The organism is Gimesia maris (assembly GCF_008298035.1).
GTDB classification, from domain to species: Bacteria; Planctomycetota; Planctomycetia; order Planctomycetales; family Planctomycetaceae; genus Gimesia; species Gimesia maris.
On the sequence record NZ_CP042910.1, the window covers coordinates 4,682,737 to 4,706,429 of the forward strand.

Here is a 23,693-nt window from a genome sequence, read left to right on the forward strand (position 1 = left end):
TAAAAGCTTAAAGTCAGAGAAGATCAGGACGCATGACGAAATCAGGCAAGAAGCTGACCCCGATGATGGAGCGGTATCTGGAAGTCAAACGCCAGAATCCGGGAACACTCCTCTTATTTCGAATGGGCGATTTCTACGAACTCTTTCATGAAGACGCCGAGATCGCAGCCCGCATTCTGGGAATTACACTCACCAGTCGTGATAAAACTTCCAGTAACCCGATTCCCATGGCCGGGTTCCCGCATCATTCTCTGGACAACTATCTGTATAAACTGATTCATGCCGGCTACCGGGCCTCGATCTGTGACCAGGTGGAAGATCCCAAAAAAGCCAAGGGCATGGTCAAACGGGAAGTCACAAGGGTCGTCACTCCCGGAACTCTGACAGATGATGCCCTGCTGGATCCGCATGAGAACAACTTCCTGGCCAGTATCTATTTTGGCAAATCCAATATCGGTCTGGCCTGGCTGGAACTTTCAACCGGTCGCTTTCTGACTTCCAACACGACAGCCGAGCATCTGGTTGACGAACTGGCCCGCATTCATCCGGCAGAATGTATTTTTGCAGAAGGTAATACGGCTTTACAGAATGCGGTGGGCCATCTCGATACGATGCTGACCGAGCGACCTCCCTGGTCATTCGCGGAAGGGGAATCGGAAAAACGACTGCTGGATCACTTTGGCACAAAAACGCTGGAAGGTTTCAACCTGGAAGCAGGTACTCCCTCAATCACAGCCGCCGGCGCGCTGCTTGAATATGTCCAGGACACGCAGAAAAGCGCGATCCCGCACATCAATCAGATCGAACCTTATGAACGCGGCGATCGACTGCTGATCGATGAAGCCACCCGTCGCAGTCTGGAATTGACGCGAACCATCCGGGAAGGCAAGCGGGAAGGCAGCCTGATATCGGTCCTGGACGAAACGGTCACATCCATGGGGGCGCGTCTGCTGACCGACTGGATCGCCAATCCATTAACCAGTCTTTCGCAAATTGAACGCCGACTCGATGCGGTCGAAGAACTCTCACAGAATCCGGTACTCTGCACTGAAGTACGCGAGCAACTGGCCAAAACTTACGATCTGCAACGACTCACCGCACGCATCGCAACCGGTCGCGCCAGCGCCCGGGACCTGAGTTTCCTGGCACAGACTCTTGCTTTACTGCCGAAACTGAAAGCAAAACTGTCTGGACGCAAAGCGGAACTGCTGCAGTCTCTGGAAGCAGACATTGACCTGTGTGCCGAGGTCCGCTCGGATATCGAAACAATGATCATCGAAGATCCGCCGTTAACCTTAAACGAGGGAGGCGTCATACGTCCGGGGTTCAGCGAGGAACTGGACGAACTCCGCTCACTTTCCAAAGGGGGCAAAGAATGGATCGCCGGCTATCGCAATGAAGAATCCGAACGGATTGGCATCCCCAATTTGAAAGTCGGTTACAACAAAGTCTTCGGCTATTACCTGGAAGTCTCAGCCGCTCATGCCGCAAAAGTTCCCGATCACTATATTCGCAAGCAGACGCTGAAAAACCAGGAACGCTACATTACTCCCGAACTGAAAGAGTATGAAGAAAAAGTGCTCAAAGCGGAAGATCGGGCGGTCGAACTCGAACAGTCGATGTTCGATGAACTGCGGGAAAGGGTCGCGAAAGAGGCACCGCGTACTCAGAAAACAGCAGAAATCCTGGCCCAGATTGATGTCCTGTTTGGTCTGGCACATCTGGCAACACACGCTGGATACACGCGCCCCGAAATGACGGAAGAACCGGTCCTCGATATCAGAGAAAGTCGGCATCCCGTACTCGATCGACTGCAACCCTCCGGGGAATTTGTTCCCAATGATGTTCTACTGGGAGAGCCCTATGGTCGCGTGCAGATTATCACCGGCCCCAACATGGCAGGAAAGAGTACCTATATCCGTCAGGCCGCACTGCTGACGCTGATGGCACAGATCGGCTCCTTCATTCCTGCCAGTGAAGCGCGGATTGGCATCGCCGATCGAATCTTTGCACGTGTCGGTGCCAGCGATGAATTGAGCAAAGGTCAGAGTACCTTCATGGTCGAAATGACCGAAGCCGCCCGTATTTTGAATTCCGCCTCGGAACGAAGTCTGGTCATTCTGGATGAGATCGGACGTGGCACAAGCACCTATGATGGTATTTCTCTCGCCTGGTCCATGACAGAGTTTCTGCACGACAAGATCAAAGCGCGTACCCTGTTCGCGACACATTATCATGAACTGACCGAATTAACCCAGACACTCAAACAGGCCAGTAACTGGAATGTCGCAGTCCACGAACAGGATGGAGAAATCGTCTTTCTACACAAAATCGTTGAAGGCTCAGCGAATAAAAGTTATGGGATTCATGTGGCCCGGTTGGCAGGAATTCCGGACCAGGTCATTCAGCGGGCCAATCAAATTCTCTCGACGCTGGAAAAAGATCACATCGACGAAACGGGGCAAACGACCATTCCGCCACGCATCGACAGGAAATCATCACATCAGCAACTCTCTCTGTTCGGTAATACAGCACATCCCGTTTTAGATGAAATCAGGGACTTAAACGTCGATGAAATGACGCCTCTCGCCGCGCTGGAAGAATTATACCGCATTCGCGAACAACTGAACTAAATGGCATATTTTCAATTTTATACTTCCAGACAGTTGAACCCGGCAGTACCACTTGTTCACAATATACACAGTAGAGGTACAGGGGTACCTTATATCAGTGTCTTTATTGAACGAACAGGAGCATGTCATGCTGGAAAAGAGTGTAATACGAATTTTTGTCGTTTTGTTTACTACTGTCTCCTTAGCTGTTTGCTCAGCAGATTCCCTGCTGGCCCAAAAGAAGGAATCAGACAAACCTGAAGCCACAGCGAAAGACACCAAACCGGCTGCGAAAAAGTTCAAAGGTCGCCTGCCCAATCATTATGGTAAACTGAATCTCTCCGATACACAGCGCGATAAAATTTATAAGATTCAGGCCAGCTACAAATCCGAAATTGACAACCTGAAGAAGCAACTGGCAGAATTGAACAAAAAGCGGAACGCGGAAATCGTCACTGTTCTGGAACCCTCACAGAAATCAATCCTGGAAAAGATTCTTGCGGAAGCCTCCAGTAAAAAAACGGCGAAAAAATAAATCCGCTGAGTTGCAATAAGAAAACAATCGCAGGGCGTGATCTGAACGGGATCACGCCCTTTCTTTTTAACGAACTCTCAAGCTATACTTTTCCAAAGACAATTGAACTTCATAACCAGACACATCCCATTTTATCTTTCTGAAAACCACTCACCAATGGATTCCCATCAGCCGACATCAGCAGAACTGCCTCCCGACAGAGAGCAGAATCGTCCAGGACATTCGATCTGGATCCCGCTGATGCATTTTCTGATTGTGCTCGTGCTGTTCTGTTTTCTTGGATACTTTGAGTGGCAGCGGATTCAGACCGATCAGTCGGAACTGCCAGTCCTCACACGGTTTTTCCTCTATGTAAATGTGGATACCACTCCGTATTTCCTGCTTCTGTTACTCAGCCCCTTCTGCTGGTGGATCCGTCCTGCCTTTCAATTTCGATTGTTCACCCGTGTTTTGCGTCCCCGCTTATCACAGGAATGGGTCCGCAACCGACAGTCAGAAAAACAAATTGACGTTTTTGCCCTCCTGCTCAGTCTGCTGGTTGCTGTGACTTCCTTCGCAATGAGTTTCTGGACCGCCTCGCATACCGTCAACCCGGACCTCCACCTGACACTTGGCGACCTGCCTCCTGCTTATCATGATGAGTACAGCTATCTGTTTCAGTCCCGAACCTTCCTGGAAGGGCGAACCTGGCATCCCGGTCACGCCGACGCTCCCGAGCTGTTTGATCAGGTCCATGTGCTCAACGAAGGCAAGATGGCCAGCCGTTACTTTCCGGGTACAGGACTCTGGCTGGCGCCGTTCGTCGCCTGGGGACATCCTTACCGGGCTTACTGGCTGGCTGGAGCGCTCACGACGTTTTTTATCTTCTGGTCGGGCAGAGAGCTGGCCGGAAACGGCGTCGGACTACTGGCGGGACTCATTGTGGCCCTCTCGCCCGGCATGGCTATCTTCAGTAACCTGCTGCTGGCACACCACCCCACACTGGTCGGGCTGTCAGCCTTTCTGTTCTTCTTTTTACGAATGCAGAGAACACGATCCTTTCGAGATGCCCTGCTCGCAGGAGTCGGCCTGGCGTTCGGCATGCTCTGTCGCCCCATGACCGCAGCCGGCTTTGCGCTCCCCTTCGGGATCTGGCTGGGAGTGGAAATCATTCGCTGGTGCCGGACGAGAGTCAATCACAAAGCGACTGACTCTGCGACTGAAAAGTCAGTCGTCCCCCAGATCACCGGCCTGGCGATTCCCCTGGCCTGCGGCCTGATCGGACTGTTTTTTTACAATCAGTCGATCACAGACAGTGGCTGGAAAATGCCATACCAGCTTTATACCGATATCTACACCCCGCGACACGTTTATGGCTTCGACAATGTGGTGCGCGGAGAACAGAAGCTCGGCCCGAAGGTACTGGAGAACTACGACAAATGGGCCGAGAATCTGACGCCGGCACTAGCGGCACAGAACGTCCAAAACCGCCTGTTGGCCAGCCTGCAGTGGACTCTGGGGCTGGTCCCACTCTTACTGGCGGGCCTGCTTTTCCTGATCACCGAATGCCGGCGCTGGAGTCGCTGGTGGCTGATCTATGCTTCCATCATTTCGCTGCATGTGGTTCATATCCCCTACTGGTACGATGGTATCATGCACTGGCATTATGTATTCGAAACCGGACCATTGTGGGCACTGATTTTCGCAAGAGTGACACAGACCCTGTTTGGCATCTGGCGTGATCTGGAACGACCTCTGATGAGCTGGCTCTGGTCCGCCATGATATTAATCGCTGTTGCCACAAATCTAACTGCGATCCCGCCGCTCTGGACTGTTTCCAAACTGGAAATTGTCATCAACAATGTGGCGTTTTCGAAGTTGAAACATTTCCAGTTTCAACAGATGATTCACCACCATCCTCAAATCAAACAACCTGCATTGATTCTGGTTGCCCACGATCCCTCGGATCGCCACATTGATTATGTCATCAATGATCCTCAATTAAACACGTCGGTCCTGACAGGCCGTTACCGTCCCGAGCAACATACTCCAGCGCAACTGCAGTCCCTCTTTCCGGATCGAACGCTCTATCTGTTCGACGTCGCTCAAAACCGTCTCAGTCGCTGGAACGGCCGTTTCTGGGAACCTGTCTGATAATCGTGCCAGGGACTAATCCTTGATTTTCAGTTTGATTTCGTCGGAATTGGCTTTCAGTTCTGGAGCGTACATTCCATATCCCTGCGTGGGCAGACCACTGAAACGACCCGGAATTTCTGCTCGCAGACGGTAACTCAGGCTATGCTTTCCACGAGGCAACTGACGCAGGTAATTTACCACTCGGTCATCGCGAAACTCCTGATAAGCCCCCAGTCCGTTACGTGAATAGCCACTGCGCAGGTCGACCGCTTCCAGACCCGCCGGCCGGAAGTCTTCGAACACCAGGTACTCATAATCATTCTTACTTTCGAAAATCAGCTCGACCTCAATCAGATCTCCGCTGGTCAGTTCTGTTTCATGGTCAATGGCCTCACGACGGTATTTTTCCACCCGTTGATCCACTGCCTGACCTTTCGAATCAGAGGTTTTAATGGCAGCCTCTTCCGGAATCAGCCGGTAATACCTCCGCTGCACTTTCACTTCCAGTCCGGTTGCGGTGATGAAATCTTCTTTCGTAAAATTCGTCACGTACGCGTTATAGTACAACGGTCCGCTCCCCTGCTTGCGAATCTCCAGTCGATGGGCGCCTGATGTCAGTGCTTCTCCTTCAATCACCAGTTTATTATCAAAGGTAAACAGATTCTCCGCGTTGATCTGAACCGTTTTCTGTTTCTTTCCATCCAAAAAAATGTCTAACGTCAGGTCCGGTTGATTCTCACCGCTGGCTGACCAGTATTCTGCTAAAGCCTCAATGGCAATCGCAGTATCGGAAACAGAACTCCAGTAAGTCGCATGTTTGCGATTGTTCAACAGATATTTGACGAGTTGAGCCGCCTTGGGATTCTGTGGATCGACTTTCGAAAGCAGTTTTAAGTAGTATGCATTGGCTTCGACTTCGCTGCCGTACCAGTGCCACCAGTAGTTACTCTGAGGCAGATTGAGATAAGCGGTCTGATTTTCCGCATCTTGAATCAGAAACTGATCCATATTATTCATGATCATCGTCATGCGTTCCTGATTTTTCAGCTCATGAGATGCCAGCCCCAACATTCCCAGAGCATACACCGAGAGTTTCGTTCGATCCCGATACAGGAAATCATACATTTTCTCATCGACAACGCCCTGGTTGACCAGCACAAGAAAAACATACGCATCCAGATTGGAAGCCAACGTTTTATACGGTTTTGTCTTCGACGCAGCATTCAGCAGCTTCTGCAGTTCTTTCTGCTGATAGCCTTTTAACCATTCAATCCCCCGTTCCAGAGTGCCGGGGACGAGCGCCACATCATTCTGTTTCGCCAAAGCCAGTCCCTGAACCACGCGTGCGGTGAAGTAGGGGGAAGAACGTTCCTGCCAGCCGGAAAACCAGCCCCAGCCTCCATCCGAGAGCTGCATACTGGTTAAATCAGCAACACCCTGCTTGACGAGTTGTTCCACCTTCGACTGACTGAATACCGGATTCTGATCATAGCGTTTCCACTGTTCGGCCCGTTTCTGATCGTCGCCAATTTCCTGTGCATTCAGGTTGGTTCGTTTCTCCTCAATCTCTTTTAGATTTAAACCCATTCGTTTAAGAATATTCTGTGTCATCACCGTTGGCAGAAAACGATACAGGGTACAGTCGGTTGTTTTATGCGGTGAATAGACCAGGTACGGCAGTGCGTCAACCATTGCTCCTGCCAGCGAAGGTGAGTAGCGGAGTTCGAGACGGCTCAGTTCTGCTTTGCGATGATCGGGAACCTGAAAACTGATCAGTGCCTGATCAGCATCACTGCGAATCATGCCGGTAAAAGACTCGGTTTTCAGGATACCATGCACTTTGACGGGAAACGTCATCTGCATCGCATCCGACTCTTCATCAGTTAATGCTTTCATCCGAATCACAGCAAATCCGGGACGAACCGCTTTCACACGCCAGTCGATTCGTTGTTCGCCGTTGGCCTCAATCGTGACTGTCTGAGTAACGTCATCTAAAGGTTTCAGAGTATCGCCGTCCAGTTCCAGAACGACTTTCACCTCTTTGGATGTCTTCAGGTAATTATGCACGTTCGCACTCAATACGACCTCATCGGTCTCTGTAAAGAAGCGCGGTGCCTGCAATCGCAGAATCAGATTTTTGCGTGTGACAACCAGTTGTTCTACATCACCGACGCGTGCGCCCTGCCCCATCGCCCAACTGCGAATTTTCCAGCTGGTCAGATTTTCCGGCATTTTAAACGAGACTTCTGCCAGACCTTCGGCATCCGCTGTGATCGCTGCGTTCCAATAGGCAGTGTCAGCGAAGTTCTGGCGCACGACAGGCTCGACCACTGCGGAGGAATCGGCAGGCGCAGCTGCGTCCGCCATCATGGATTTCGCAGCCATCGGCATGGCCGCACCTTCCATTGCCGCCATCCCGTCCGTCGCCCTGGACTTTCTCATCGCCCCCACTGCAGGTAATACGCCCACACCAGGGCCGCCGAAACCTCCGCCTACCGCATTTCCAGGGACCTGCGACTCTGATTCCAGCACCAGATGCCCAAAGGCTCCAATCACCTGCATCCCGATTTCCTGTGGTCGTAACAGATTGTGAAAATAACGACTCAGACTGTCGGCTGTGGCAGGATGATGAGACCGTTTCCACTTCCAGAAAAACGATTTGATATCGCTCACATTGGAACCACCACTGATATACTCCACACTCTTGTCATAAACGCTGACTACCAGTGAGCCGGGTACGGGTTTTCCATCCGCGTCGGTTACTTTCAGTTTGACGGTGGCTTCTTCGCCCGGCTTGTACTCGGTTTCGGAAGGTTCAACTTCCAGATTTACGACCCGTTTTTCTGGCGGTACCGCGATTTCTTTTGCAACCGTATGCACGGATCCCTGATGAATCGTGACCGCTTCGACAAAGAAGTTAGGCATATCGTGCTTTGCGACATCCAGTTCATAAACCGTACTCTTACCTGCCAGCTTAAGGACTTCCGGTTTGGAATATATTCCGTTGACCGGTCGAACAAACAAGAGGACCGTACTGCCCGGTTGATTGGTATTGATTAACAGCCGTACCTTTTCGCCTGGCTGGTAATGTTTTTTCTCGACGACGAGTTCCAGATCGTTGAAACGGTATTCCCTGCCATCAAATCCTGCGCCACGGATCGAAAACAGGCTGCCCCCTTCGATCTGATTCCCTTTATTGTCAGTTACCGTATACGAAACGCGGTACTGCCCTGCCTGAGTCGCCGCGATCTTCTGACTGGCCGTACCATCTTCCTTTGGATCCACTTCCCACTCCTGAACGGCAGTCTCTTTCGGTTCTCCCTGATCATTATAGGAAATGCGATACAGTACCACTTTGCCCTTACCAGTCACTGGCTTGGAATCCAGCGTCTGGGCTTTAAAAGAAGCGGTCATCGCATCGCCCACCTGATAATAACCGCGATTCATCCAGGAAAATACTTTGAAAGGCTGACGCGAAACCAGCACCGATCCCTGACCGACGATGGTCCTCCGTGATTCATCGACCACTTCCGCTGTAATTTCGTATTTATGATCCTGATCCCCGTGGATTGCTTTCGCCAGGGCGGTATCAATTTTGATTTCGACTTCCCCGTCGGAACCGATTTCCACCGTGTTGGAAAGCACGACTTCCGGCGGTGGTGAAGGACGATGTATCCACCACGGTCCCGGCGCTACACACCCCCATTTGCCCCAGCCCGGATACCAGGTGTAATCCCCGGTGAACCACCAGTAACCGGAACCATACAACCAGTCCCAGTGATCCACGGGATACCAGCGTTGATCGTAGGCGGTACGCGTCACTTTATATTTGACCTGTCCATTAATGACCGGGCTGCCGAAGTAATACTTCGCTTTGATTTTTGCCGTGACGACATCCCCTAAAGATACAGGATCCTCAGGAGCCTCAACGAGCACTTCGAATTCCGGTTTTTTGTACTCTTCCACGCGGAATGAAATCTGAGAAGAAACTTGAGATCGTCGTTTCCTGCCTGCGTGCGCACGCGTGTCAACAGTGAGCTGTAAATAATAAACGCCCAGGTCTGCATCTGCCGGTATGCTCCAGTCGCCCTGACAGCCACCAAATTTGTCTGTCTTCAATGTTTTCTGAAAAACTGTTTTATTATTTTTTCCGATCAGTTTCAGGTTCACACTATGGTTAGCAAATTCAGAGTCCTCTGCTTTGGACAGGTCATAACCCACATTATGCACCCAGAATTTAAAGTCGACTTTCTGATCGGGGCGATACACGGGACGATCCGTGATTCCGTAAATTTTGATAGCATCCAATCTCTGGTCAGAAGGGTGTGCATACCAGAAACGGTCAAAGCCGGTATAGGCAAACCGTCCCTCGCCTGTCCGGGCGATCGTGATCCACTGATAGTTTTTCTCTAACTGGGATTCCGTGGGGAACGCCTGTCCGTTTTCGTCTGTTTTTTCTGCAAAATTAATGGTCTGAGTCTGCTGTTGATTTCGACCGACACTCGTATGTCGATAGCCAAAAAATTCCAGATTCGCACCGGCCACCGGTTTACCGCTCCGTGCGTCGGATACGTAATAATACGTCTTGTCCGACATTCTTTTATGAATGATGGCGGTATCATCCAGCCAGACTATAATGCGGCTGGTATTGCCATTCTGCATTTTGGCAACCAGCAGATACGCGCCCGCATTTTGCAGCGGCGTCGTCACCGTGACGTGCTGATCTCGATGGCCTGATAAAGACTGGAGATCCAGCCCCCAGCGTGAAACCAGGGGCCCCTGATATTTTTTCTGGTGTTCGTGAACCAGTCGATAACCAAGATTCGAAATGTTGGTCTGATTCCAGTCCAGTTTTTGAGGATGTGATTTGAGATAGTTTTTGACATCCGTCAGCAGTTTTTCAACGTGGACCTGATAGGCTTCAAACTCCACATGGTTTCCATTGCGAAATCGATAATCGACCTGAGCCCCCTGCCCGGCGACCTGTGATGGATTCGGTTCGAATTGTCCCCAGTTCCCCACAATCTGATTCAAATGCTGCCGTTTATTCTGATGGGGGTCACCGTATTCCTGAATACTCTGCTGGATGTACTTTGCCGCCTGGGGATATTGTCGACGATTCTCGAAAATGCCGGTTAACTGCCCCAATGCATTTTCGCCCGAACTGCTTTTCCCCAGATCTACTACCTGCTGATACAGGCGAATATAATTCAGATCCTCAGGCAGGTTGATCCGCTGAATCCCCGTCGCCAGACGGGTTAACGTTTCGGTTTCCTTGAGGCTCTCCAGCGAGTAAGGATTTACCTGCTCTTCGTCCTGAGGGTCCTGGTCATTTCTCTGGCGGAAGAAATATGGCATAAAGTCCTGCAGTGTCTGTACGCCAAACTGGCTGCGATTAAAATCAGCAACCTGCAGAATCACCTCGGCCTTTCGCTCTGGCTTCTGTTTCATGGATTGATCGAGCATCCAGCGCCAGCGTTCCCCATCATTTTTCGCAGTCTCAAATGAAGCGGGAACCCGGTAATAAACAGGATTACCGGCATCATCCACGGGCGCTCCCTCTGGTCCCCCACTCGGGCCTCCGCGAAAGAAACTGCCGGGTTCCGATCCCACACTCTCATAATCCGGGGTCTCGGTCAGGTCTGTCAAAATCTGCAGCTTCCAGGCGTTCCGCCCCTGCCGACCGGACAGATAATATTCTGCAGTATTAAAAAAGATATCTGATGCCAGGTCATTGTCATTCTGCTTTAAGTTTTCAATAGCCTGCTGCGTCAGTTTCAAGGCAATCAATCGGTCCTGCTCAATAGTATTGATATATCGCCCTCCCCCTCTCTGATGACCTCGAGTGAACTCGCCATTAATAATATATCCGTAATGAGGCCCCTGGATATAAGTTTCAGCCAGTTTCCATAGGACAAGCGACCGATTCTTATGCACTTTTAAAACCGCGTCGCGAAATTCATCCATTTCACTGATTCTGTTTAGTCGTTGCAGGCACTCAATTCCGTTCTGTAAATCATGAACGACTCCCGTATTAGAATTACCGGATTGGACAGCCAGTTTCTCGTAGATTTGCCAGGCATCACGATAATTCCCCTGTTTTTGATACGTCTGCGCCAGGGATCGGGATTCCGTTACGCTTTTCTCATCTGCGAAGAGATAAACCCCCAAAGTTGTCAACAACATTAAAAAGAATGCGGCGGCGCTACTGCGAAGCATTTTGAGCGAAAACATAGTGAAACCTGTATATATAGATGGGATTCAGTTTTGAATGTCAGACGGGATCATAATACGTTACGTCTGTTTGACGAGACAGATTTGCGTTCGGTTCCCGGAATTCTCATAATTTTAAATGAACTGCATGGGAACGAGGTATGAGAAACAGGCAGATTACTCCATAATCCGACTTCAACCGCAGCCGACTTATTCTGAATTCCGTTGTATAGCGCCAAAGAGACAGATTCATGGATTGGATTACAGCAGCCCTATCGCTCTGTGGCTACCTGATTACCCTGGCTTTAATTCCGAGCATCCTTTTAAAAAAGAACCGTCATCCGATTTCTACCGTCTCGTGGATTTTGACTATTATTCTTCTGCCGGGACTCGGAGGAATCACATACCTGTTCTTCGGTATCAATCGAGTGCAAAGACGCTCTCTCTCCAAAGAAAAGGCAAATCAGTCTCTTGCTCCCAAACTTCCGCAGATTGTCCAGAACCAACTGCTCTCCAGTGAAGACTATCTCCCTCTGAACCAGAATCTGATGCGTCTGGCTCAAAATATCGGTCATACCGTTCCCACATTCGGTAATCATGTGGAATTGTTAACCGATACAAATCGTACTCTGGGTTTGATCAAACAGGCGATTTTGAATGCCGAGCACTCGTTACACCTGGAATATTATATCTGGCAGCCCGATCAGTCCGGGACACTGCTCCGCGATCTGCTGATTGAAAAAGCCCGCGCGGGAGTGGAAGTCCGTTTTCTGTATGACGGCCTGGGATCATTCGGATTAGGTAAACATTTTTTTAAACCAATGCGGGAAGCGGGCATCCAGATCGCCCCGTTCCTGCCTGGTGCCTCCATTCGCGAGCGCTGGTCCATCAACCTCAGAAACCACCGTAAAATTGTCATTGTCGATGGCAAAATGGCTTTCACCGGCGGTATGAATATCGGTGATGAATACCTGGGATTAAATCAGGACCTGGGATTCTGGCGAGATACACATCTGAAAATTGAGGGACCGGAAACGCTACAACTTCAACAGGTGTTTGCTGAAGACTGGTTTTTTGCAACGGGCGAAGCTTTGACTCAGCAGAAATATTATCCACACCCGGACCCGACGGGAACGATTACTGCCCAGACCCTGCTTTCAGGGCCGGAAAAGAATGCCGATGTCTTTTTAACACTGATGTTTGCAGCCATCAACGAAGCACGACACAGTATTGTCCTGACGACATCCTATTTTGTTCCCCCCGAATCTCTGACCACCGCACTGGAGTCGGCAGCACGTCGTGGCGTGCATGTTAGACTCCTGCTGTCCAGTAAGTCAGCCAATCCGGCAACGGTTCACGCAGGTCGCTCGTACTATGACTCACTGCTGGATGCCGATGTCGAAATTTTCGAATACACCAAAGGGATCCTGCATTCGAAAACTTTAACGATAGACGACAGCTGGTCGCTGGTCGGCACCCCCAACTTTGACTTCAGAAGCTTAATCCTGAACTTTGAAGTCGGCCTGGCGCTGTATGATCGTAAATTCGCTCAGCGTCTCAGAGAATCCATTGAACAGGATTTTCTGACCGCGATCAAGATCACACACACAGACTGGGACAAACGGAGCAAACCCACAATCTTGCTGCAAAATCTGTGTCGATTATTCGCGCCTGTCATGTGATGAGCTCGATAGCCTAAGGGAGTTTATGACGATATTTGTCTGAAGCCCCTTCAGGCAACGTCCCCAGATACCTGATAAGTTGAATCGCTTCTGCTTTCGACAGCAGATTCAGCAAGCCATCCGGCATCGCAGATTTTTTGACCGGTATGATTTCATCGACCTCCTGTTTTTTGATCATCTGCCGCTTGCCGGCCTCCGTCAACAGCATGATTTCATCTGGTCCCGCTGCTCCCATCATTCCGGTGAACGTCTTACCGGCATCAGTCACAATTGTAAAAGTCGGATACTCTTCCGATACGAAATGGGAAGGAAACAGGGTGGCCTGCAGTACTTCTTTCTGCTGAAACCGTCGACTGACATAAGTCAAATCAGGACCGACCTTTTCTCCCTGCTCTCCAAAGCGATGGCATTTGACACAAGTCGCCTTGACGTATGCCTGTGCTCCGAGTTTTAAATCAAGCGTGTCTTTAGTCTGCTGTTGCAGTTCTGCCAGAAGCCCTTTGTACTTCCAGCGACTATCGGCAACTTCGACCGGCAGTTCCGCGGGAAGCTCGTCAGGATATTTCGATGCAAACCAGTCCTGCCACTGCTGCATGATCGAGTTTGCTGAATCGCTTTCCGGTTTGAATTCCTGCCCCGTCCAATGTGTCAGCAGTCTATCAGCGATCTGTTGTCCCGCGAGATCCTGTTCCAGCCCGACCAGTATCGCCTGTCGGATCCATTGCGCTTTATTCGAACGACGACGAAAACGTGTCAGAGCACGCATGACGGTTTTCGCCTGATCTCCCTCAATGATATTCAACGATCGAACCAGAATCCGCCAGTCGGCATCACGTCGCTGGTTTTCTTTAGCATACCAGCTGATCGCTTCTGCGACATCATTTCTCCGCTCCGGATAAGATTCAAACAGCTCATGCAGATAGATCAGCGTGGGCTCATCAGCGATTCGCGCCATCGCAATCAATAAGGCATTCAGTTTGCGTTTCGATTCCGCATCCCTGTTTTTTTTATTTTGCAGTTTTAATTCCTGTTCGCGCAGCGCGGTAAACTCGGCTCCTGTTAACCGATCCAGTGGCGCACCTGCCACCATGATCCGAAAGTCACCCTCTGCGACTTCCTGCAGCATGGTGTCTTCCAGGCGATCAATTTTAAAATTGATCGCGGGAGTTTTAGCGCGGCTGATATTATCGATCCCGGTGCATACCAGTCCAAAGACAAGTATTCTGATCAATATTTTTTTCTTGAGGCTGCCCATCAGAAATGCCTGCTTTCGTCTGAAGAATGGAAATCGTAGCGGAATAATAATCTTACAGAAGTTCACCGCCTTCACACTATGTTCATATCTGGTTTTTGTTTAAAATTAACTCAGGTAAATCAACAATCCTTTATTATTTCAGGGACGAATCATGGTAGACAGCAAGTCCATTTATCAACATATCACCAGAATCGGTTCTCACACACTCAGCGTGCTGATCCTCGGAATCATCTGCTGGGGTTGTTCTTCAAATACATCAACAGAGACGTCCCAACCTGAAGCAGAGCCAGCGGCACAATCTGAGAATAATTCAGCAGATATTAAGCCCGAAAAAACGGTTGAAATCACCCTGACCTTAAGCGATGCGGAAGGTTTCAAGGAAATTCTCGCAAAGCAGAATGGAAAAGTCGTCCTGGTTGATTTCTGGGCGACCTGGTGTGTCCCCTGCATCAAGAACTTTCATCACACCGTTGAATGGAATCAGAAGTATGCCGATCAGGGGCTCAGTGTGATTTCCGTTTCCATGGATGAGTCGGACGAAGAAACTCAGCAGGCAGTTCTCAAGTTTCTGGAAAAAGAAGATGCCCAATTCACGAATGTGCTTGCGACCGCTGCCGATGACCAGGATCCCATGGACACATTTGGTATAGATGGTGGTGCCCTGCCTCATTACCGGATTTATGACCGCACCGGCAAGCTGATCAAGAAGTTTTCCTTCGCGGACCCGGACAAACTATTTACCCAGGAAGATATAGAGACCGCCATTCAGGAAGCTCTGAAACAGAAACCAGAATAGTACAGGTTCAACAGGTTAAGTGATGCCCATGATACGCAAACTCTGGTCGACCTGTCTGGATGAAATCACAGGCTTTTATCTGCTGCACTGGTTTTTCTATCATAAAAAACAGCCCCTGATCATTTCGGATGCAGGGCAAGAGACTCCAGGCCTGTTCAGCGGCGATCTGCATTCCTTCTTTTCACCGGTTCCTGACCCGGCAAATCTGGATTATCAGTCAGATCTTTACCCTGCTTCGGAGACACGATTTGCAGCGGCAGAGGTAAAGGACTTTCAGTTTCAGAGCCCGATCCAGACTGGTTTTCCGGAAAACGATCTGGTGAAAGGGCGACACTGGAAATCTACGATCCCGTCAACTGTCACGAATTCAGAAACCCGTTGCACAGTCGTGGCGATTGACGGTATTGTTCAACTGGGCGTACGCAGCTTTAACAGTCTCGCGCAACGGTTGACGCCATACGGAATTGACGTTGTCATGCTGGACAGCCCCTTTAACTATCGAAGGACCCCACCTGGATACCGTCCCGGTCAGCTGATTGCAGGCGGTAATCTGGATCATCAACTGTTTGTAGCGCGACAGGGCCTCCTGGACCTCTGGAGCCTGATTCTGCATCTGCAATCACAGGGACATCAGATCGGCCTGATGGGAATCAGCCATGGTGCCTGGTTGACATTGACAGCGTCACTCTTAATCGAGCAGCTCCAGTTCGTGATGGCGATCACGCCTCCCGTAGACCTCTTTCACATTCTTGATGAAGGAGGAACAGTAGTCAATGCCATTCGCCGCGGTATTCGAGAGTCCGACTTCAGCGAACAGCAGCTCGAACAGATTTGTCAGCCGTTGCGAGTCCCCCTCTGGAAACCGCGACTGCCTGGCTCTGCCATTCATCTGCATGTAGCCAATTATGACCGGTTTGTTCCTTCATTCCGAATAGAGGCACTGGCAGAGCAATGGAACACAAAACTGACCCACCATGCGCTGGGACATATTGAAGCCACGACGGGGCCGAAGGTGGTCGCTCAAGTCGCAGAAGAAATTCTTCATTTCAGGAAGATTCCCGTAGATTCTATTGCTGCCTCGACCGTGAACAATACGTAGTAGCATGTAGAGAAAATGCAACCGTTACAATCTGCATGACCAGCAATCCTGCAATTTGAATACTCACATTTTCATAAGTTTCTGTTGAAAAAAGGCATCATGTTGTCTGCGGGCAACTTATTCTTTCAGTAGAGACTCATGAGTGGATTACCTTATTACTTTATCCGAAACTGAGTTCTCCAGCGGGCCAGTTCTTTTATCTTCCTGTTAGATAAAAGTGGTTCATCCGTCTCTTTGGTGATTCGTTATTGTTCAGTTCGAACAATACAAAAAAAGATCAGGGGAGTCATGATGCGGGTACGAGTTCGCGATTTGATGACCGTTAATCCGGTCAGTGTTTGCCTGGGAACTACGCTTCAGGCAGCCGCAGAACAAATGGTCCAGGCAGAAGCTTCAGAAATTTATGTGGTAGACGAGCTACGAAGACTGGTCGGAGTGGTTCCCGAATACGATCTTCTCAAATACCGGCTGACACATTATCACCTCGAAGCCCCCATTGATTCCCTGATGTATGTTCAGATTGAATCGCTTTCGCCGGAAGATGACGCCTTGCAACTTGCCTCTCTGTTTCGAGATCGGCGTAACAGCTGTATGGCCGTCACCGACAACGGTCAGCTGGTGGGAAAATTAACCTGCCGCGATCTGTTTCGCGCGATGCTGACACTCGATGCGATTGATGATCAGGAGCAGACATCAAAGCCAGCCAGTTCAGACAAAGAGATCACCCACTCTGCCTCCTCCACTATCAACCCGCCGCATTTACCTCGTTATAGTACACCAGTCAACCGACTGCAGCTGAATAACAGCCCCGTTAAATAATTCCGATTGATCAGACCTGGGCTTTTAAATTAATACCCATATCGGCAAACAGGTAAATCATATCCTCCCAGACATTCTTCTTCGCGGAAGGATTTCGCAACAGATAGGAGGGGTGATAAGTACACACCACTTTGGCCCGCCCGTATTCGTAGAAATCACCCCGCATTTTTCCAATGGGAAGATCCGAGTGTAATAAGTTTTTCGCCGCCACAGAGCCCCAGCAGACGATGTAATCCGGGTCTACAATCTCAATTTGCGCGTCCAGATATCCGCGACAGTTAGAAGCTTCCAGATCGGTAGGATTCCGATTTCCCGGCGGACGACACCGCAGAATATTCGCGATGTAGATATCGCTGCGTTTCATCTGACACGCTTCGATGATTTTGTCCAGCAGCTTCCCTGCCCGCCCTACGAACGGTTCCCCCTGTTTATCCTCATCCGCACCCGGTGCTTCCCCGATGAACATGATTTTTGCCCGGGGATTTCCTACCCCAAACACGGTCTGTGTTCGCGTCTCGGCCAGTTCCGGACACCTGGTGCACTTGGATACTTGAGTAGCAAGGATATCCAGTTCAGCCTGGCGATCACCTTTGTTCATTTTCGATTTGGTCGTTCGAGGCACACTCATTTCCTTTCGAGCCTGTTCCGACTCCAGGGTCGGCTCCTCTGAAGTTTCAGTTGGTTGAGGCGGCGGTACGATTGATTGCCGGGGTAATGGAGTAGTGGGAGCGACAGTTTGAACAGGTTTTTCTTGGGGAGCTTCCACAGGGGACGTTGTTTCAGCAGGTAACTCAGGAAGAGGTTCCATCTGCCTTAAATACGTCACTCCAGATCGCTGCCAGCTTTCCAGCAACTGCCGGACTGCGCGCTGCGAGCGTGTTTTTGCATCCTGATTCATCAGTCTTTACCAGCCTTTAACGCTTTACCTTACAGCCGGGTACCGCAGCTTCGAATTGTTTGACACCGTCATCGGTAACCTGAGTAAAGCTCAACTGCAGTTCTTTCAGGTTTTTCAAAGCTGCGAGTGTCTTCAAACCTTCATCTGAAATCTCTGTTTTACTCAAATTCAGATACTCCAGCTTCTTGAGCGGCAGCAGCTGCTTCAAACCTGCATCGGTGATCGGAGTTCCTTCCAGGTTCAGACGATTCAGTTCCGTAAACCCGGAAATGACCTTTAAACCTTGATCTGTCGTTTCTGTCCCCCACAAGCCAAGCCGGGTCAGTTTCTTCAGGTCCTTGATCTGTTCCAGTCCTTGATCACCAATCATCGACTCATCCAGGTCCAGGTACGTCAGATCGGTCAACCCGGAAAGATACTTCATCCCTTCATCGGTAACCACGGTATCCCGCAGATGAAGTGTCTGGAGTTTTTTCATATTCTGAATATTTTCAATCCCCGGATTGCCGACAAAATCCCGCCGCAGATGCAACGACTCCATATTTGTCATGTCTTTCAGATACTTCATCCCTTCGTCTGAGATTTCCGTATCATCCAGTTCCAGTGATACCAGATTTTTATCCTTCAGCAACTCCAGAGTTTCATCAGAAATATTTCTTCCCCAGGTATTCAAACGCTGCAGATTCGGAAGTGCGGCAATATCCTTCATTCCCTCATCCGTTACCTGAGTCGCCTGCACTTTGAGTACTTTCAGGTTCTTCATCCCTTTAATATGAGGCATTCCCTCATCGTTAATCTCTTTATTAAAGCGCAGATCCAGATCTTTGAGTTCTGGAAACGCGGCAACCACTTTCAAAGCGTCATTGGTAATGTTGGTAGCACGAAGCGAGAGCACCTGCAGGCCTTGCAGGTCCGACAGATTTTTTACTCCTTCATCTCCGATCGCAGTACTCTCGAGGCTCAGAAACCACAGTTTATTTTTTTTGCCAATTTCTTCTGTCGAGACATCTGTGAAATTTGGTCCCCAGAGTATCAACCGTTCCAGGGAAGGCAGACCTGCCAGATGCTTCAGATCTGCATCCTGCGCATTCGTCCCCTTCAGATCCAGAATCAGAACGCGACCATCATCAGACATTCCCAGTTTGGCATCCAGGTCCTTGAATGCTTTGACTGCTTCTGGTGAGTCTGGCTCAACGGCAGGCTTTTGTGTCGCAGCTTCTGGAGCGGGATCACTTTTCGCAGAAGTAGCGGCTTTCTCTGGATCAGCAGGGGGAGTACTAGCACTGGGACATCCTGTTAACAGACATAATCCTGCCAGAGAAAGAAATACTCTTGTCTTCATCCTGATATCCTTTGTACTGCTCGAACTGTCTCTGTTCCGTGAGTTTTCCAGACGCATTCTATATTCACGGGCTCTAAATGCCGACCAGCTTTCTAAACGAAATTCTGCCTGACATCAAAGATTCACCGAACCCTCTTAAGATGCTAACAATGATCCCCAAAATAGAGCCCAGACCGAAACATTGCAATTCAATGACTCAGTTTTCTGTAACTACTTGCGATTCCGAGACCAAACAGGCTATACTCAATAGTATAAACAGACTTCGATATGTTGACTTGGAATTTTGTTCCGTTTACCTCCCCGGTAAGTTCGATCGCCGCCAGCCATTCAAGGATCTTGAAGTGAAACATCGCCTCGCCTCTTCCGCCCTTCTGCTTTTCTGTCTGACCTCCCTATTCGCGTTTCTTCCTCAGGGAATTCAAGCGAAAGACTGGAATACCTATCTCGCGGGGCGCGAACGTGCGGGAGCCACAACAGACTCGATTTCTCTTCCATTGGCTCCCGTCTGGAAATATGTCGCTCCCAGCCCACCAAAGATGGGCCAGACCAATCCGGGCGAGCGTGTGATGGAAGGACACGATCTGGAAGCACGCGTTGATTTTGATGATGCCTTTCAGGTCGCCATTGCAGACGGACGTGCTTACTTCGGCTCCTCCGTCGATCATCTGATGCGCTGTGTCGATCTGAAGTCAGGCAAGGAACTCTGGTCTTATTTTACTGGCGGCCCCATTCGACTCTCTCCGACTGTCAGTCAATCTCGGGTCTATTTCGGTTCCGATGATGGATTTGTGTACTGCCTGGACGCCAGCACGGGAAAAGAAGTCTGGAAGCTGCGGGCCGGGCTGAACGAGGAAATGATTATTGCCCGCGGGGAAATGGTCTCGCGCTGGCCTGTCAGGACGAATGTCCTGGTCGATGAGGGGATCGCCTATTTTGGTGCCGGCATCTTTCCACACGAAAATATCTATCTGTACGCCGTTGATGCAAAAACCGGAAATGTTATCTGGAAAATCGATAACCTCAGTCAGACCTCAGCGGGTCGAAATGAACTTTCTCCCCAGGGATACATTCTGGCCAATGACGAGTTCCTGTTTTTCCCTTCAGGGCGCTCACTGCCGGCTGCCTTCAATAAAAAAACCGGCGAGGAAGAACACAAACGGTCTTACAGCTGGAGAAGTACTGCCGGCGGAGTCGTGGGAGGAACTCAGGCTTTGCTCGCGGATGGCCAGATCTATTCCATGGGGGCCCACCATATTCTGGCATTAACACAGGATGAAGGCGACATCGGTTTTGCCTGGATCACTGGACAGCAGATGGCGGTTCAGGGAGAGTTCGCTTACCTTGCCACGGGATCTTCGATTCTGAAAGTCAACCGGGGTGAGCACGCTGTGGGATCGCAGAAAGCTCACAATAATGACATGACCATGAACGGGCTACTTAGAAAACTCCGTAGCCTCAAAGGGAAAAAAGCAGAAGAGGCACGTGCTGAAATCAAAACCTTAAAGGAAGAAAATAAAGCGTATGCGAAAGCAGGTGTCATCTGGGAGATCGCAGCCCCTGCCCGCGATTCACTGATTGTAGCCGGTGATAAAGTCATTGCGGGTGGCGTAGGTCAGGTTCTGATTCTCGACGAAGCCACGGGAAAACTTCGCGAGACTTTAAAAGTCAAAGGACATGCACGTGGGCTGGCAGTTTCTGAGGGGCAACTGGTGGTCAGCACTTCAGCTGGCGAAGTCATCGGCTATGGCAGTTCGAAGCCTCATCAACCCGCTTCACAAATCACCCCCCTGACAGCGACCTCACCCTACCCTGCAGATGAGCTGACCCCTGTCTATCAACAGGCAGCTAAAGATATTTTAGCACACACAAATATTAAAGATGGGTTTTGTCTGGTACTGGGTGGTGAAGAAGGCCGACTCGCCTATGAACTGGCCCGCAACAGTAATCTGAAAATCTACTGTATCGAACCAGATCCAGCAAAAGTGGAACAGGCTCGGCAGAAGCTCACCCAGGCAGGTTATTATGGTCATCGCGTGACCGTGCATCAGACCGAACTTTCTCCACTCCCCTATTCACGATACTTCGCGAACCTGATCGTTTCAGATTCTCTGCTTAAAACGGGACAGATCCCGGGAATCCCCAAAGATATCGCCACACATGTCAAACCACTGGGGGGAATCATCTGCCTGGGCGTTCCTGCAAATTCACAGACAGAGAATTCCAACAATCATATGGACTGGTTGAAACAGACCGGACTTGCCGAAACATCAAAAATCAAGGATCTTCAGGGTTACGCCACACTGATTCGAGGTGCCTTACCGGGTGCAGGCAGCTGGTCCCACCAGTACGGCGATCCGGGTAATACCGCCAGTAGTAAAGACCAGTTGGTGAGAGGTGGTCTGGGAGTACTCTGGTTTGGAGACCCCGGTGAAAAGAAAATGGTCAACCGTCATGATGGCGCAGTCGGGCCTCTCGCAATTAACGGCCGTCTGTTTATTCAGGGTGAGAGTACCATTATGGCGTTTGATGCCTACAATGGCCTGTTTCTCTGGGAGCGAGAAAACCCTCAGGCCATTCGTACCGGTGTGTTCCAGAACCAGAACCCGGGTAATTTGGTCGCCAGCGATGACAGTCTGTTCTTTATGATGAAAGAAAGCTGCTATCAACTGGATGCTGCGACGGGCAAAACGGTCGCCAAAATCCCCCTGCCTGAGAAACTCAACGATGGCAAACATGAATGGGGTTATCTCGCCTACCAGAATGGACTGATCTTCGGGACCGCCACTACACGCAAGGAACTTGAAGCCCGACAGGTGCGCCGCGGTCGCAAAACTGAAGACTCCACAGATGCATTATTCGCCATCGATGTCAAAACCGGAAAACCAGCATGGAGCTATCAGGGCAAAAACATCGCCCATCACACGATCGCCATCGGACCGGAAGCGGCTTACTTCATTGACAGTTCGATCACCAGCGAGCAACGTGCTGAGATTTTGCGTCAGGACAAATCTCATCTGGAAAAACTGACTGGCAAAGAACGTGAAATCGCCGAAGACCGACTCAAAAAACAGGATCTGCGGCTGGCAGTTGCACTCGACATCAAAACCGGTAAGAAACTCTGGTCCAAACCTGTCGACGTGACAGATTGCAGCGAAATCGGGATCGGCGGTGGAAAGCTGACATTACTGTACCAGAACAATGTACTGCTGCTCTGTGGAGCCAATGCCAACGGTCATTACTGGAAACAGTTTATCGCCGGTGACTTTTCCCGCCGACGCCTGGTGGCCCTCAATGCCGGCGATGGTGCCCTGCTTTGGAAAAAAGACGCCAACTATCGTCATCGCCCGATCGTTGTCGGTGATAAAATTATCGCAGAACCCTGGTCCTACGATCTTTACACTGGCATTCAACATACACGCAAACACCCCCTGACCGGACAGGAAGTTCCCTGGAGCATCATGCGGGAAGGTCATCATTGCGGCATGCTGTCTGCCTCGGAAAATCTGCTGATGTTCCGTTCCGGCTACACAGGCTTCTACGACCTCGAAAAAGACGCCGGCACCCGGCACTTCGCCGGCCATCGTACCGGCTGCTGGATCAATGCCATCCCTGCCAACGGACTGGTAATGATTCCCGAATCCTCTGCAGGCTGTGTCTGTCTGTTCTCGATCTCTTCGACCATTGTGCTGGAACCGCGCGAAGAACGGACTCACTGGACGATCTTCAGTTCTGTCGGCCCCAAAACTCCGGTCCAGCATATGGCATTGAACATGGGTGCCCCCGGTGACCGCCGCGACGCGCATGGGACAGTCTGGATGGCTTATCCCCGACCCAGGCCAAGTCGGGAAACCGGTCTCGACTTCAAATTTGATATCAAACCCCAGTTCAGTGAAGGGGGAGGTTATGAGAGCCTCAATGAAATCACTCATCCTGTCAAAAACGCCGAACCGGGCTGGGTCTATACATCCTGGGCCAAAGGGCTGAAGAAATGTACGATTCCTCTACTGGGGAAAAGCGATTCTCCCACGAACTATACGGTGGAGCTCTCCTTCTCAGGCCTGGAACCGGTCTCTTTAAACAATCAGCAGGAACCACCACTGTATGAGATCAAACTGCAGGGAAAAGTTGTTCAGAAAGACTTTAACCCACAGACTACTAAGCCAACCCAGACACTCAAATTCGATGGAGTTTCCGTTAAAGATAATCTACAGCTCGAACTGGTTCCGCAAAATGAATCAGCGCGGCAGACACCTGCAGCTTTAAGTGGAATTGAAATTATTCGCTCAGATTCATAGACTGGCCTTAGATACATCTCTTCTGCCCGCTC

Annotated in this window: 12 protein-coding genes; 8 read left to right on the top strand and 4 right to left on the bottom strand. The window is 50.2% G+C overall.

Annotated elements, in window-relative coordinates; all coding sequences use genetic code 11:
• The first annotated feature begins 32 nt into the window (after window positions 1–32).
• The 3 genes from mutS to GmarT_RS17155 all read left to right on the top strand — a co-directional run bounded on the left by mutS (window position 33) and on the right by GmarT_RS17155 (window position 5,280).
• Entirely contained in the window at window positions 33–2,633 is a 2,601-nt protein-coding gene (gene mutS / locus GmarT_RS17145; protein ID WP_002645174.1) for a DNA mismatch repair protein MutS, read from the top strand.
• A gap of 127 nt (window positions 2,634–2,760) precedes the next feature.
• A complete protein-coding gene (locus GmarT_RS17150; protein ID WP_002645173.1) occupies window positions 2,761–3,147 on the top strand; it encodes a hypothetical protein in 387 nt (128 codons plus the stop codon).
• Window positions 3,148–3,303: 156 nt separating this feature from the next.
• Window positions 3,304–5,280 carry an ArnT family glycosyltransferase gene (locus GmarT_RS17155; RefSeq protein ID WP_002645172.1) on the top strand — a complete coding sequence of 659 codons (1,977 nt, stop codon included), beginning with the start codon at window positions 3,304–3,306 and terminating at the stop codon, window positions 5,278–5,280.
• A gap of 15 nt (window positions 5,281–5,295) precedes the next feature.
• Here GmarT_RS17155 and GmarT_RS17160 read toward each other — a convergent pair whose 3' ends face one another.
• Window positions 5,296–11,496, bottom strand: a complete 6,201-nt coding sequence (locus tag GmarT_RS17160; RefSeq protein WP_002645171.1) for an alpha-2-macroglobulin family protein — start codon at window positions 11,494–11,496, stop codon at window positions 5,296–5,298.
• 230 nt (window positions 11,497–11,726) lie between these two features.
• On the opposite strand from GmarT_RS17160, the gene cls reads away from it, so the two are divergent.
• Complete coding sequence (gene cls, locus GmarT_RS17165; protein WP_002645170.1) at window positions 11,727–13,157, top strand: cardiolipin synthase; 1,431 nt, start codon at window positions 11,727–11,729, stop codon at window positions 13,155–13,157.
• Window positions 13,158–13,170: 13 nt separating this feature from the next.
• On the opposite strand, the gene GmarT_RS17170 is transcribed toward cls, so the two are convergent.
• The gene (locus GmarT_RS17170) at window positions 13,171–14,388 is read right to left on the bottom strand and encodes a c-type cytochrome (RefSeq protein WP_187782302.1); all 1,218 of its coding nucleotides are present in this window, start codon (window positions 14,386–14,388) and stop codon (window positions 13,171–13,173) included.
• Between the two features lie 175 nt (window positions 14,389–14,563).
• On the opposite strand from GmarT_RS17170, the gene GmarT_RS17175 reads away from it, so the two are divergent.
• From GmarT_RS17175 to GmarT_RS17185, 3 genes are all read left to right on the top strand, one after another.
• Window positions 14,564–15,208 (top strand): TlpA family protein disulfide reductase, encoded by a 645-nt coding sequence (locus tag GmarT_RS17175; protein ID WP_002645168.1) that lies wholly within the window; start codon window positions 14,564–14,566, stop codon window positions 15,206–15,208.
• Between the two features lie 22 nt (window positions 15,209–15,230).
• On the top strand, window positions 15,231–16,307 hold the full coding sequence (locus tag GmarT_RS17180) for a hypothetical protein (RefSeq protein ID WP_002645167.1): 1,077 nt from the start codon (window positions 15,231–15,233) through the stop codon (window positions 16,305–16,307).
• Between the two features lie 288 nt (window positions 16,308–16,595).
• The gene (locus tag GmarT_RS17185) at window positions 16,596–17,126 is read left to right on the top strand and encodes a CBS domain-containing protein (RefSeq protein ID WP_081459418.1); all 531 of its coding nucleotides are present in this window, start codon (window positions 16,596–16,598) and stop codon (window positions 17,124–17,126) included.
• Between the two features lie 10 nt (window positions 17,127–17,136).
• Here GmarT_RS17185 and GmarT_RS17190 read toward each other — a convergent pair whose 3' ends face one another.
• Both GmarT_RS17190 and GmarT_RS17195 read right to left on the bottom strand, forming a co-directional pair.
• Complete coding sequence (locus GmarT_RS17190) at window positions 17,137–18,024, bottom strand: uracil-DNA glycosylase (protein WP_002645165.1); 888 nt, start codon at window positions 18,022–18,024, stop codon at window positions 17,137–17,139.
• Window positions 18,025–18,040: 16 nt separating this feature from the next.
• Entirely contained in the window at window positions 18,041–19,366 is a 1,326-nt protein-coding gene (locus GmarT_RS17195) for a leucine-rich repeat domain-containing protein (RefSeq protein WP_187782303.1), read from the bottom strand.
• A gap of 341 nt (window positions 19,367–19,707) precedes the next feature.
• Between GmarT_RS17195 and GmarT_RS17200 the strand changes: the two genes are divergently transcribed.
• On the top strand, window positions 19,708–23,661 hold the full coding sequence (locus tag GmarT_RS17200) for an outer membrane protein assembly factor BamB family protein (protein WP_044236926.1): 3,954 nt from the start codon (window positions 19,708–19,710) through the stop codon (window positions 23,659–23,661).
• Window positions 23,662–23,693 lie beyond the last annotated feature (32 nt).